An 11,500-nucleotide genomic window follows, 5' to 3' on the forward strand; every position below is an offset into this window, starting at 1 on the left:
CACAGGAGGGCAGGGGCGCCCATGCCGGACACCGGCGATGTCGAGGCCGTCTTCCGCGCCGAGTACGGGCGCGCGGTGTCCGTCCTCGTCCGCTTCCTCGGTGACATCGACCTCGCCGAGGAGGCGGTGCAGGAGGCGTTCACCACCGCCGTACGCACCTGGCCGGAATCCGGCGTGCCGCCGAGCCCGGCCGGCTGGATCATCACCACCGCACGCAACCGGGCCATCGACCGGCTCCGCCGCGAGTCCTCCCGCGACGCCCGGCACGCCGAGGCCGCCCGGCTGTACGCGCCCCTCCCGTACACCCCCGACCCGCACGCGTCCGCCGAGCCGCCCGAGGAGGGCCCCGTGCAGGACGACCGGCTCCGCCTCATCTTCACCTGCTGCCATCCCGCGCTCGCCCTTCAGACCCGGGTCGCCCTCACCCTGCGCCTGCTCGGCGGCCTGAGCACCGCCCAGATCGCCCGTGCCTTCCTGGTGCCGGAGCCAACCCTCGCCCAGCGGCTGGTACGGGCCAAGGCCAAGATCCGCGACGCGGGCATCCCGTACCGGGTCCCCCGCGACGTCGACCTGCCCGAGCGGCTCGGCGGCGTCCTGGCCGTCGTCTACCTGATCTTCAACGAGGGCTACACCGGCGACCCCGCCCTGTGTGCGCAGGCGCTCCGCCTCGGCCGGCTGCTGGCCGCGCTGATGCCGGACGAGCCCGAGGTCGCCGGCCTGCTCGCGCTGATGCTGCTGACCGAGTCGCGGCGGCCGGCCCGGCAGGGCGCGGACGGCGTCCTCGTCCCGCTGCCCGAGCAGGACCGCACGCTGTGGGACCGCGAGCTGATCGCCGAGGGCCAGGAGCTGGTCCGCCGCTGTCTGCGCCGGAACCGGCCCGGCCCCTACCAGATCCAGGCCGCCGTCAACGCCGTGCACAGCGACGCGCCCAGCGCCGAGGACACCGACTGGGAGCAGATCCTGCGCCTGTACGACCAGCTCATGGCCGTGGCGCCGTCCCCGGTCGTCGCCCTGAACCGTGCGGTCGCCCTGGCCGAGATCCAGGGGCCGGCCAGGGCGCTCGACCTCGTCGACTCCCTGGACCTCGGCCGGTATCACGTGCTGCACGCCGTCCGCGCCGACCTGCTGCGCCGTCTGGGCCGCACCGCCGAGGCGGCCGCTCAGTACGGCCGGGCCGCCGAGCTGGCCGGGAGCGAGGCCGAGCGGGCCTACCTGGAGCGGCGCCGACGGGAGACCGACCCGACGACGACGTGACCCACGTCATCGCGAACCTCCGCCTTCGTCACCGACCGCGACAAGCCGCTCGCGCCGTATGTCTTCACCGAGTCGGAGCGGACCCGGGCACGCATCGCCGCCGAGACCTTCTCCGGCGGGCGGGCCCACGGCCTGCCGCAGGCCTGAATTCGCTTGCGTGGCGGGCCGGATGTGCGAAACTCCGCCGAATGACCGTTGCCCCGATCACCGCGGACGCCTCCGGCACCTTCGAACTCGGCGACCTGCCCGTCCACCGCATCGGCTTCGGAGCCATGCGGCTGACGGGCAGCGCCGCGTTCCACCTCGGTACGCCCAGCGACCGCGCACGCTCCCTGTCCGTGCTGCGCCGGGCCGTCGAGCTCGGCGTGAACCACATCGACACCGCCGCCTTCTACTTCTCCGCCACCGCTCCGCCAACGAGCTGATCAACACCGCCCTCGCCCCGTACCCCGAGGACCTGGTCATCACCACCAAGATCGGCCCCTTCCGGGACTACCACGGCGAGTGGGGCGCGGCGGCGCGCCCCGACCAGCTGCGCGGCCACGTGGAGGAGAACCTGCGCCAGCTCGGGCGCGACCACCTCGACGTCGTCAACTTCCGCCGCCAGGAGCAGGATTCGATCGCCGAGCACTTCGGCGCGCTCGCCGAACTGCGCGAGGCCGGCCTGATACGCCACCTGGGCATCTCCGGCGTCGGACCGCGCCACCTCGCCGAGGCGTTGGAGATCGCCCCGGTGGTGTGCGTGCAGAACCGTTACGCCGTGGACCGGCCCGACCCCTCGACGACGAGATGCTGCGACTCTGCGGCGAACACGGCATCGCGTTCGTCCCCTTCTTCGCCGTCGCCGGCCAGGTCGGACCGCAGGCCGCGACCGACACCCACGACGACACGGTGCGCGACATCGCCCGCGCCCACGGTGTGAGCCCCGCGCAGCTACGCATCGCCTGGACCCTGCACCAGGGCCCGCACGTGCTCGCCATCCCCGGCACCGGCGACCCGGACCACCTCGCCCAGAACGTCGCGGCGGGCGCGCTGCGCCTCACGGCGGACGAACTGACCCGACTGGACGCCCTCCACTTCCGCACGGACTGACCCGCCCGGGCCGCCGCCCGGGGTCCGTCTCCGCGGCCCTCCCATAATGGGTGCGGGGGCACAGCCGTACCAAGGCTCGACTGACTACTATCGTGTAGACGGTTGCCGGGGCCGCACACGAACACGGGGTGAGGGACGTTCCATGACCGAGGCGAAGGACGAGCGCCGGCCGGCCGGTGAGCTCGAGGCGAGCGTCATGGCCGCCCTCTGGGCCGCGGGCGGACCGCAGACGCCCGGCCAGGTCCAGCTGCGCCTCGGCGCCGACCTGGCCCGTACGACGGTGACCACGATCCTCACCCGGCTCTACGACAAGGGCGTCGTCGAGCGGCACCGTCAGGGCCGCGGCTACGCCTACCTCCCGGTTCGCGACGTCCAGGACGCGCACGGCCTCACCGCTCGCCGGATGCACAGCGAACTGGACCGGGACAGCGACCGTGAGACCGTCCTCGCCCGCTTCGTCGCCCAGCTCAGCCCCGACGACGAACGGATCCTGCGGGACCTGCTCGAATCCGACGAACGATGACCGCGCTCCTGCTGCTGCCCCTGTTGCTGCCGTTGGCCCTGCCGCCCCTGGCCCGCCGGGCCCTGGACCGGCTGGCCCCGGTCGCCGCGCTGTGGGCCGTGACCGGCTGTGCGGTCGTCCTCGCCGGCAGCTCCCTGGCGGCGCTCGGCTCGTTCGTGCTCATCGGGCTGTTCAAGGTGCCGCTCTTCGCCGCGCTCGGCGAGCTGATCCACCCGCTGCGCACCGCCTCGGACCTCGTCGTGCTGCCGGCCGCCGCGACCTCCGTGGGCGCGCTCGCCGTCTGCGGCTGGACCCTCGTGCGCTCGGTGCTGCGCCAGAGCCGTGCCTTCCGGGCGGCCCGCACGGAGGCGGGGAGCGGCCCCTCGGCCGGCGACCTGTGCGTGGTGGACTCGCCCCGCCCGGACGCCTACGCGCTGCCCGGACGCCCGCACCGCATCGTCGTCACCACCGCGATGCTGCGCAGCCTGGACGGTCCCGAGCGAGAGGCGCTGTTCGCGCACGAGCGGGCGCACAACGACGGCCACCATCACTACTTCCTCGCCGCCGCCGAACTCGCCGCGCACTGCCACCCCGCGCTCCGGCCGGTCCGCGGGACCATCCGCCTCGCCGCCGAGCGCGCCGCCGACGAGGCCGCCGCCGCCAGCGTCGGCGACCGGCGCCTGACCGCCCGGGCCATCGCCCGCGCGGCCCTCGCCGGACAGTCGGCCCGCTCGGCCCACCCCGGGCGTCCCGACTTCGCGCCCGCCGCGACCACCGGGCCCGTCCCGCAGCGCGTCCAGGCCCTGCTGGCCGCTCCGCTCGCGCCCCGGACCGGCCGTGCGATCGCCGCGCTCCTCATCGCCTGCACGGCCCTGTCCTGCGCCGCCTCGGTCACCGGTCTGGCCGATGTCCACCACCGGGTGGAGGTCGCCCAGGGCGACGAGCGGCCCTGACCGGATCCGCCCCGGACACCTGGACGAAACCGCTCGACAACGCGCGTAGACCGGGACTGGCGCCGGTTGGGTTTTACGTATAACCTCACCGGCTAACCACCCACACCGGAAGGTCCCGATGCGACGCGTCGCCCTGGTCACCCTCGTCGTCGACGACTACGACGAGGCCATCCGCTTCTACACCGAGGCCCTCGGCTTCCGCCTCGCCGAGGACGCCCCGCGCCCCGACGGCTCCCGCTGGGTCGTCGTGGAACCGGGCGGCCCCGATACCGGCTCCGGACTGCTGCTGGCCCGCGCCAAGGACGAGGCCCAGCGGGCCCGCGTCGGCGACCAGACCGGCGGACGCGTCGGGTTCTTCCTGCACACCGACGACTTCGCCCGCGACCACGCCCGGATGACCGCGGTCGGCGTGACCTTCCTGGAGGAGCCGCGGCACGAGCCGTACGGCACCGTCGCCGTCTTCCAGGACCTGTACGGCAACCGCTGGGACCTGCTCCAGCCCGCCGCCCACTGATCAGCGCCGCACCACCTGCCGAGGAACCGAAACGCCATGACCGCGCCCCGCATCGACACCGAGACCCTCCGCCGGCTGCCCAAGGCCGTGCTGCACGACCACCTCGACGGCGGACTGCGCCCCGCCAGCGTCGTCGAACTCGCGGCGGAGATCGGTCACACCCTGCCCACCACCGATCCCGACGAGCTGGCCGCCTGGTACTTCGAGGCCGCCAACTCCGGCGACCTGGTCCGCTACATAGCCACCTTCGAGCACACCCTCGCCGTCATGCAGACCCGTGAGGGCCTGCTGCGCACCGCCGAGGAGTACGTGCTGGACCTCGCCGCCGACGGTGTCGTCTACGCCGAGGTGCGTTACGCCCCCGAGCTGAACACGCGGGGCGGGCTGACGATGCGCGAGGTCGTGGAGACCGTGCAGGAGGGGCTGGCCGCCGGCATGGCCAAGGCGGCCGCCGCCGGCACCCCCGTGCGGGTCGGCACCCTGCTGTGCGGCATGCGGATGTTCGACCGGGTCCGCGAGGCCGCCGACCTGGCCGTCGCCTACCGGGACGCCGGTGTCGTCGGTTTCGACATCGCCGGCGCCGAGGACGGCTTCCCGCCCGCCGACCACCTGGAGGCCTTCGAGCATCTGCGCCGCGAGAGCGTGCCCTTCACCATCCACGCCGGCGAGGCGCACGGCCTGCCCAGCATCCACCAGGCCCTGCAGGTGTGCGGCGCCCAGCGCATCGGTCACGGTGTGCGCCTGACCGAGGACATCGTGGACGGCAAGCTCGGCCGGCTCGCCTCCTGGGTGCGCGACCGCCGGATCGCCCTGGAGATGTGCCCCACCTCCAACCTGCAGACCGGCTGCGCCACCTCGATCGCCGAGCACCCGATCACGGCCCTGAAGGACCTCGGCTTCCGGGTCACCCTCAACACCGACAACCGTCTGGTGTCGGGGACGACGATGACCCGGGAGATGTCCCTGCTGGTCGAGGAGGCCGGCTGGACGGTCGAGGACCTGCGCACGGTCACCGTGAACGCCCTCAAGAGCGCCTTCCTCCCGTTCGACGAGCGGTCGGCCCTCATCGAGGACGTGGTCCTGCCGGGTTACGCGGCCGCGCTCTGAATCAGCCCCCTGAGGTAGGAGGCCTGTCCGACGTGCTGAAGGTCGTCGGACAGGACGCTCACCAGGCGGACGCCCAGGCTGACCGGGGGATCCCAGCGCTCGTCCACGATCCGCTCGAGGTCCTTGGCGGCGAGGCCGCGCAGGACGCCGAGGGTCTGTTCGTGCACGGCGTCGTAGTACCCGGTGAGCAGGTCGGCGGACTCGACCCGTACCTTCGCGACCTTGGCCGGGCTGTGCCCGTACCCGGTGTCGTGGCGGGGCAGGTCGAGGCCGAAGCGCTTCTCCCAGCCCTGCGACAGCCACACCTGGTCGAGGTCGAAGGCGTCGGCGACGTGGTCGTCCTGCACCCGGGTGAGATGCCAGACGAGCCAGGCGACGGAGTTGGCGTCGGGGGCCGGGCGGTGGTGCAGCGCGTCCGGTCCGAGGCCGTCGAGGGCGGCATGGACTTCTTCCTGGATGCGGCCGTAGCCGTCGATGAGGATGTCCTTTGCGTGCATACCGTCCACCATCCCAAACAGCGGGCGCTCACGCGTCCGGAATCCAGCTCCCGTGGAAGCCGAGCGGCACCCGCCCGGGCAGGTGCACCCGTGCCACCGGCTCGCCGGTGAAGTCCTGGGCGGCCAGGATCACCAGGTCGGCGGCACCGCGGTCCGGGTTGTGGACGTACGCGATCGCGTATCCGTCGTCCTCGGCCGCGCGGTGGGCGCCGGCGTCCCGCGGCACGAACACCGCCTCACCCGCCGCCGCGCCCTTCGGCAGCCGGTGCACCTGGGTGGCGCCGCGCAGCAGGTCGTGCTTGACGAGCGCGTTGGAGAAGGCGTCTTCGGGCGGGGTGCCGCCGTCCGGTGTCAGATAGGCGGCCGACAGCCCCGCCGCCGCGGCCGTGTAGCCGTAGCGGTGCCGCCGGGACACCAGCGACTCGTTCACCCGCGGGAATTCCTGCGGCCGGTCGTCCAGCACCCGCTGCCGTACGCGGCCGTGGTGCAGATCGAGCGTCCAGCGCTCCAGTTTCGTGGTGCCCGTGGCGTAAGGACCGTCCGAGCCGCGGCCGGCGACGTAGAACGGCGCCGGGTAGGTCGTCAGGTCGACCACCACGGACCCGCCCTCGTCGTAGGCGTTGAGCGTGTGCGAATAGAAGACGGGGTCGATCCCGAACCAGCGCACCGGCCCGCCGGTCCGCCGCATGACACCGACCCGGGTCGGATGCTTCCGGTTCCAGATGTACGGCACCGGGGCGCCCCGTCCGGCCGCCGCCGCGTCGAAGGTGACCGGGACGTCGAAGAGGACGACGTGCCGCTCGGTGAGCGCGAAGTCGTGCATCATCGGGGCGTCCGCCACCGGGATCCTCGTCGTGCGGGAGACCCTCCCGGCGCTGTCCACGACCAGGTGCCGGACGTGGTCCCAGGTCGCGTGGTAGGCGACGGCGTGCAGCTCACCGGCGTGCACGTCGAACTTGGTGTGCGCGGCGAACGCGCCCTCCAGCGTGCCCGCGAAGTCGTACGTCCCCAAGGTGCCCAGCTCGCCGTCGAGTTCGTACGGCGGCGGACCCCCCTCCTGGAGCGTGAGGATCCGTCCCCGGTACGGGATCACATGGGTGTTGCACGCGAAGTCCTCCTCCGGCGCCGGCCCCGGATACGCCTCGCCCAGCTTCCGCGCGACCTGCGCGGAGCGCACCCAGCGGTTGCGGTACCACTCGGCCCGGCCGTCGCGCAGCCGGACGCCGTGCACCATGCCGTCGCCGAGCATCCAGTGATGGGCCCGGGGGTCCTCCAGCCCGAGGACGTTGGGCCCGTTGCGCAGGAAGCGGCCGTTCAGCTCGCGCGGAACCCGGCCCGTCACCGGCAGGTCGAAGGCCGTCAGTTCCTCTGTCACCGGCGTGAAAGCCCCTTCCAGAAAGGGATAGTGGCGGCTCCTCACCCTGCCTGCGGGGCGGGCCGCCGCCCGGCCGGTGCCCAGGCCGGTGAGTGCGCCCGCCGCCGCGAGTCCGGCCGTCCCGCGCAGCACGGTCCGCCGTGTGTGTTCCGCCATGACGTGTCCTCCTGACCGTCGTCGTCCTGGCCGACGGTCCCGAGTCTGCGGTGGCGGGCGGCCGGAATCAGGAGGGCTGCGACCCCTCCTGGGGTGGTGCCAGACCCCCTGCCTCACCGCCGGTCTCCAGGAGCGTGACGAGCGCCCGGGCGGCGGGACTGGTGGCACGGTCCGGCGGCAGCAGCGCCACGGTCTCGTACTCCGTCTCGCCCGTGCCCTTCAGCGGCAGTGCCGTGAGCGAGGGCCGCTTGTGCCGGAAGTGCCGGGGTACGACCGCGATCCCCAGGTTCTCGTCCACCAGGTCCAGCAGGCTGTGCACGTCGTTGACCTCCAGCGCGACCGTGCGCCGGACACCGGCCGCGGCGAACGCGGCGTCGGTGGTGCGGCGCGGCCCCCAGTCCGGGTGAAAGTCCACGAAGACCTCGCCGGCCAGATCGTCCGGGGCCAGCACCGCGCCCGTCGAGGCCAGCCGGTGCCCGGGATGGCACAGCACGGTCATCGGCTCGCTCGTCAGCGCCACCGAACGCAGCTGGTCGCTGTCGGCCCGGGTGCGGTAGGCGAAGGCGAGGTCGAGCCGGCCGGCCGCCACCTCCTCGGCCAGCGCGCCCGAACCGGCCTGCCGCAACCGGATCTCCACGTCCGGATGCCGGCCCCGGAAGGCGGCGAGCAGCCGTGCCACATGCACCCCGGCGATGCACTGCTCGGTGCCCAGCGCCAGCGTGCCGCGCAGCACGCCCTGCACCGCCGCGACCGCCTCGTGCGCGGCGCGGACCTGTGCGAGGATCCGCTCGGCCTCCGCCAGCAGCGCCCGCCCCGCCTCGGTGAGCGTCACCCGCCTGGTGGTACGCACGAACAGCGGCGCCCGCAGCTCCCGCTCCAGCGCCCGGATGGACGCCGACAACCCCGACTGGGACACCATCAGGCGTTCGGCGGCCCGGGTGAAATGCTGGTCCTCGGCGACGGCGACGAAGTGCTGGAGATGGCGCAGTTCCATGATTGAGAAGCCTAGCCGCTGAATTCCATCGGATTCTTCTGTTGGACCGCTGCCCGCCGGTCGGGAAAGAGTGGAAGCGGTCCCAGGAGCCGCAGGCTCCCGGAGCCGGTAACACCGTGTGCCAACCCCTCTGGAGTCGCGTTGTACACCGCACACCCCGACCGTTACGCCGACATGCCCTACCGGCGCACCGGACGCAGCGGACTGAAGCTCCCCGCGCTGTCCCTCGGCCTGTGGCACAACTTCGGCCCGGACCGGCCCGCCGAGACCCAGCGGGCCATCCTGCGCCGCGCCTTCGACCTGGGCGTCACCCACTTCGACCTCGCCAACAACTACGGCCCGCCGCCCGGCGCCGCCGAGTCCGCGCTCGGCGAGGCCCTGAAGGCCGACTTCGGGCCGTACCGCGACGAGCTGATCATCTCCACCAAGGCCGGCTACCTCATGTGGCCCGGCCCGTACGGCGAATGGGGCTCGCGCAAGTACCTGCTGTCCTCGCTCGACCAGAGCCTTGCGCGCATGGGCCTGGACTACGTCGACATCTTCTACTCGCACCGCCCCGACCCGGAGACTCCGCTGGAGGAGACGATGGGCGCCCTGCACTCGGCCGTGCAGCAGGGCAAGGCGCTGTACGTCGGCGTCTCCAACTACTCGGCGGAGCAGACCCGGGAGGCCGCCCGCATCCTCGCCGACCTCGGCACCCCGCTGCTCATCCACCAGCCGCGCTACTCGATGCTCGACCGCCGGCCCGAGGACGAGGGGCTGCTGGACGCCCTGGACGAACTCCAGGCCGGTTCCATCGCCTACTCCCCGCTGGAGCAGGGCCTGCTCACCGGCCGCTACCTCGACGGCATCCCCGAGGACTCGCGGGCCGCGAGCGACAGCCCGTTCCTGAACTCGGACGCGGTCACCGAGGACCTCGTGGCCCGCCTGCGCTCCCTCGACGAGATCGCCAAGTCCCGCGGCCAGACCCTGGCCCAGCTGGCCCTGGCCTGGGTGCTGCGCGGCGGCCGGGTCACCTCCGCGCTGGTCGGCGCGAGCAGCCCGCAGCAGCTCGAGGACAGCGTCGGCACGATCCGCAACCTGGACTTCGACGCCGAGGAGCTGGCGCGGATCGACGCGATCGTGCAGGGCTGAGCACGCCCGGGCCCGGTGGCCGCGGTCAGGAGGTGAGCCGCTCGCTCACCTCCCACAGCCGGGCCGCCGCCTCCGGGTCGACGGCGTACGGCAGCACGCCGGGCCGCCCCGGGTCCGCCCGCCACTCGGCCTCACCCTCCGGGCTGACCATGGGGCTGATGTCACAGTTCTCGCAGTAGACACCGCCCAGCCCGTCGAGCCGCGGGCTGGTGGCGCACCACACGCCGGTCGCCGTTCCCTGCGCGACGGTCTTCTGCTGCCGGGAGGGGGCGCGTACCGGGCGGCCCTCCTCGTCGACGGCTCCGGCCGCCCGCAGGGCCTCACGGTCGGCGTCGCCCGCCGCTACCGGGAGTCGGTCAGCTGAGCCGTTCCGCCAGGCGTACGGTCACGGTGTCGCCCTCCCGCTTGCCGATCGCCTTGCGGATCTCGGCCTTCACGGGGAGCTTGTGCCGGCCGTCGCCCAGGGCCATGAACGAACTCAGGAACGGGTGCCCGTCGACCGTGCCACGCACCTTCACCAGGCCGCGGGTGCCGAAGAACGCTGCCGAGCGCGGCCAGACCACATAGGTCCAGCCGCCGGTCTGCGGGCTCTTCTCCAGGACCGCGGTGAATTCCACGTCCACCGGACCGCTCGTCCGCATGATGTTCCTCCGTCCTGCTCCGCGCGCGGAGCTCTGCCGGGTCGTCGCTTCACCGGGGCAGACCGCCGCGCGCGGTGGAACTCATCGCGGCCAGGCGGTGTCAGGCACCGGCCGGCACCCGGTCCAGAAAGCCCAGCACCTGCCGGATCCGGCCCTCGTCGTCCAGCGTGACGACGTCGAACCCGGCCACCGGCGCCGAGCCGTCGGCCTCGTTCACCAGCTCCCAGCCGAAGCGCGCGGTGTCGTGGTGTCCGTCCACCGCACCGAGCGGGCGGAAGACGAACCCGGGGAACTGCTCGTGCGCCGCCGCGATCACGGCCGCGACGCCCTCGTGATCGCGGACATCGGCGAGCGGGTCGGTGTAGCCGCCGTCGGCGGTCCAGGCGGCGGCGACCGCCTTCTTCAGCGCCTCCGGCTCGATGGCGTTCCAGGCCTCGAAGTAACGGGCGACGGCGCTCTCGTAACGGTCGGTGTTCACGGACATGGCGAATCAGCCTCCATCGAGGTCGTGACTGCTGGTAAGTGCTGGTCAGAGCCGGATCCGGGGCTTCGCCGATCCGGTGTGACCACCATGCCGGAGCACCGAGGGGCGGGTCGATTACCTGCCTGGTAATGCCCGGGGTTCGAACGCGCCGCCGCGTTCCGGCCAGAACAGGCGGTGAATATGCCAAGAGACTGGCCGGAAAGTCATGGTGACTGTGTTTCGCGAGTGGCGATACTCGACATCAGGGGCACTTCACCGCACAGCAGCCGCACGGAGAGCGAGGCCGGGCCGGGCGCAACCAGCGAGGCGACGGGGGAGTGAGACGTGCACGACGAATTCCTGTGCCATGTCACGGCGTACGGCATGTGCGACGGCCGGCGCGTCGGGGTACCGCTCGGCACCTATCGCGCGCCCACGCTGGCCCTGGCCCTGTGGTGGCTGCGCGACCGCGCGTCCTGGATCGCCGAGCGGCTGGACCCGAGCCCGCAGGACCCCGCCTTTCCGGTGGGCGCGCTGGTGCCGGTCGCGGACACGGTGCCCGACGTGCCCGCCTTGCTGCGCGCCTGGTGCGCCGACGACGTCCGGCAGGGGCTGGTGGCCGACGAGCTGGCCGGCGGACGGCTGGTGCGGATCGCGGCCGCCGACGACACCACCGAGTACGAACTGCTCGCCGAGTCCGTCGACGCGCTGCGCATGCAGCGCACCCTGCCGGCGCTCGTCGTGCCCGTCGCCTGACACGTGTCCGCCGCCGGTACCGCACTTCGACTCCGGGCGCATATGTGGACGAATCGGTAGAA

13 protein-coding genes and 1 pseudogene are annotated in these 11,500 nt (G+C 73.0%); 8 read left to right on the forward strand and 6 right to left on the reverse strand.

Annotated elements, in window-relative coordinates; genetic code table 11:
* Positions 1 to 21 precede the first annotated feature (21 nt).
* The 6 genes and pseudogenes from ACIBJF_RS33615 to ACIBJF_RS33640 all read left to right on the forward strand — a co-directional run bounded on the left by ACIBJF_RS33615 (position 22) and on the right by ACIBJF_RS33640 (position 5,422).
* The gene (locus tag ACIBJF_RS33615; protein WP_399179444.1) at positions 22 to 1,254 is read left to right on the forward strand and encodes an RNA polymerase sigma factor; all 1,233 of its coding nucleotides are present in this window, start codon (positions 22 to 24) and stop codon (positions 1,252 to 1,254) included.
* Between the two features lie 188 nt (positions 1,255 to 1,442).
* Positions 1,443 to 2,346, forward strand: a pseudogene (locus tag ACIBJF_RS33620) (aldo/keto reductase).
* Positions 2,347 to 2,488: 142 nt separating this feature from the next.
* Complete coding sequence (locus tag ACIBJF_RS33625) at positions 2,489 to 2,869, forward strand: BlaI/MecI/CopY family transcriptional regulator (protein ID WP_351808940.1); 381 nt, start codon at positions 2,489 to 2,491, stop codon at positions 2,867 to 2,869.
* Entirely contained in the window at positions 2,866 to 3,801 is a 936-nt protein-coding gene (locus ACIBJF_RS33630; RefSeq protein ID WP_399179446.1) for a M48 family metalloprotease, read from the forward strand. Before ACIBJF_RS33625 ends, ACIBJF_RS33630 begins: the two co-directional genes overlap by 4 nt.
* Positions 3,802 to 3,919: 118 nt before the next feature.
* Positions 3,920 to 4,315 carry a VOC family protein gene (locus ACIBJF_RS33635; protein ID WP_399179448.1) on the forward strand — a complete coding sequence of 132 codons (396 nt, stop codon included), beginning with the start codon at positions 3,920 to 3,922 and terminating at the stop codon, positions 4,313 to 4,315.
* 36 nt (positions 4,316 to 4,351) lie between these two features.
* On the forward strand, positions 4,352 to 5,422 hold the full coding sequence (locus tag ACIBJF_RS33640) for an adenosine deaminase (protein WP_399179450.1): 1,071 nt from the start codon (positions 4,352 to 4,354) through the stop codon (positions 5,420 to 5,422).
* Here ACIBJF_RS33640 and ACIBJF_RS33645 read toward each other — a convergent pair.
* From ACIBJF_RS33645 to ACIBJF_RS33655, 3 genes are all read right to left on the reverse strand, one after another.
* The gene (locus ACIBJF_RS33645; protein ID WP_399179452.1) at positions 5,404 to 5,919 is read right to left on the reverse strand and encodes a DUF664 domain-containing protein; all 516 of its coding nucleotides are present in this window, start codon (positions 5,917 to 5,919) and stop codon (positions 5,404 to 5,406) included. The genes ACIBJF_RS33640 and ACIBJF_RS33645 overlap by 19 nt on opposite strands.
* A 28-nt stretch (positions 5,920 to 5,947) precedes the next feature.
* A complete protein-coding gene (locus tag ACIBJF_RS33650; RefSeq protein WP_399179454.1) occupies positions 5,948 to 7,450 on the reverse strand; it encodes a carotenoid oxygenase family protein in 1,503 nt (500 codons plus the stop codon).
* 67 nt (positions 7,451 to 7,517) lie between these two features.
* The gene (locus ACIBJF_RS33655) at positions 7,518 to 8,444 is read right to left on the reverse strand and encodes a LysR family transcriptional regulator (protein WP_399179456.1); all 927 of its coding nucleotides are present in this window, start codon (positions 8,442 to 8,444) and stop codon (positions 7,518 to 7,520) included.
* Positions 8,445 to 8,585: 141 nt separating this feature from the next.
* Here ACIBJF_RS33655 and mgrA point away from each other — a divergent pair, with 141 nt between their 5' ends.
* Positions 8,586 to 9,578 (forward strand): L-glyceraldehyde 3-phosphate reductase, encoded by a 993-nt coding sequence (gene mgrA, locus ACIBJF_RS33660; RefSeq protein WP_399179458.1) that lies wholly within the window; start codon positions 8,586 to 8,588, stop codon positions 9,576 to 9,578.
* 25 nt (positions 9,579 to 9,603) lie between these two features.
* On the opposite strand, the gene ACIBJF_RS33665 is transcribed toward mgrA, so the two are convergent.
* From ACIBJF_RS33665 to ACIBJF_RS33675, 3 genes are all read right to left on the reverse strand, one after another.
* Positions 9,604 to 9,801, reverse strand: a complete 198-nt coding sequence (locus tag ACIBJF_RS33665; protein ID WP_399179460.1) for a hypothetical protein — start codon at positions 9,799 to 9,801, stop codon at positions 9,604 to 9,606.
* 133 nt (positions 9,802 to 9,934) lie between these two features.
* Entirely contained in the window at positions 9,935 to 10,219 is a 285-nt protein-coding gene (locus tag ACIBJF_RS33670) for a DUF1905 domain-containing protein (RefSeq protein WP_399179462.1), read from the reverse strand.
* Positions 10,220 to 10,319: 100 nt separating this feature from the next.
* Positions 10,320 to 10,703, reverse strand: a complete 384-nt coding sequence (locus ACIBJF_RS33675; protein ID WP_399179464.1) for a nuclear transport factor 2 family protein — start codon at positions 10,701 to 10,703, stop codon at positions 10,320 to 10,322.
* A 324-nt stretch (positions 10,704 to 11,027) separates the two neighbouring features.
* On the opposite strand from ACIBJF_RS33675, the gene ACIBJF_RS33680 reads away from it, so the two are divergent.
* Complete coding sequence (locus ACIBJF_RS33680) at positions 11,028 to 11,438, forward strand: hypothetical protein (protein WP_399179466.1); 411 nt, start codon at positions 11,028 to 11,030, stop codon at positions 11,436 to 11,438.
* Positions 11,439 to 11,500 lie beyond the last annotated feature (62 nt).

The organism is Streptomyces sp. NPDC050743, assembly GCF_044456925.1.
Taxonomy (GTDB): domain Bacteria; phylum Actinomycetota; class Actinomycetes; order Streptomycetales; family Streptomycetaceae; genus Streptomyces.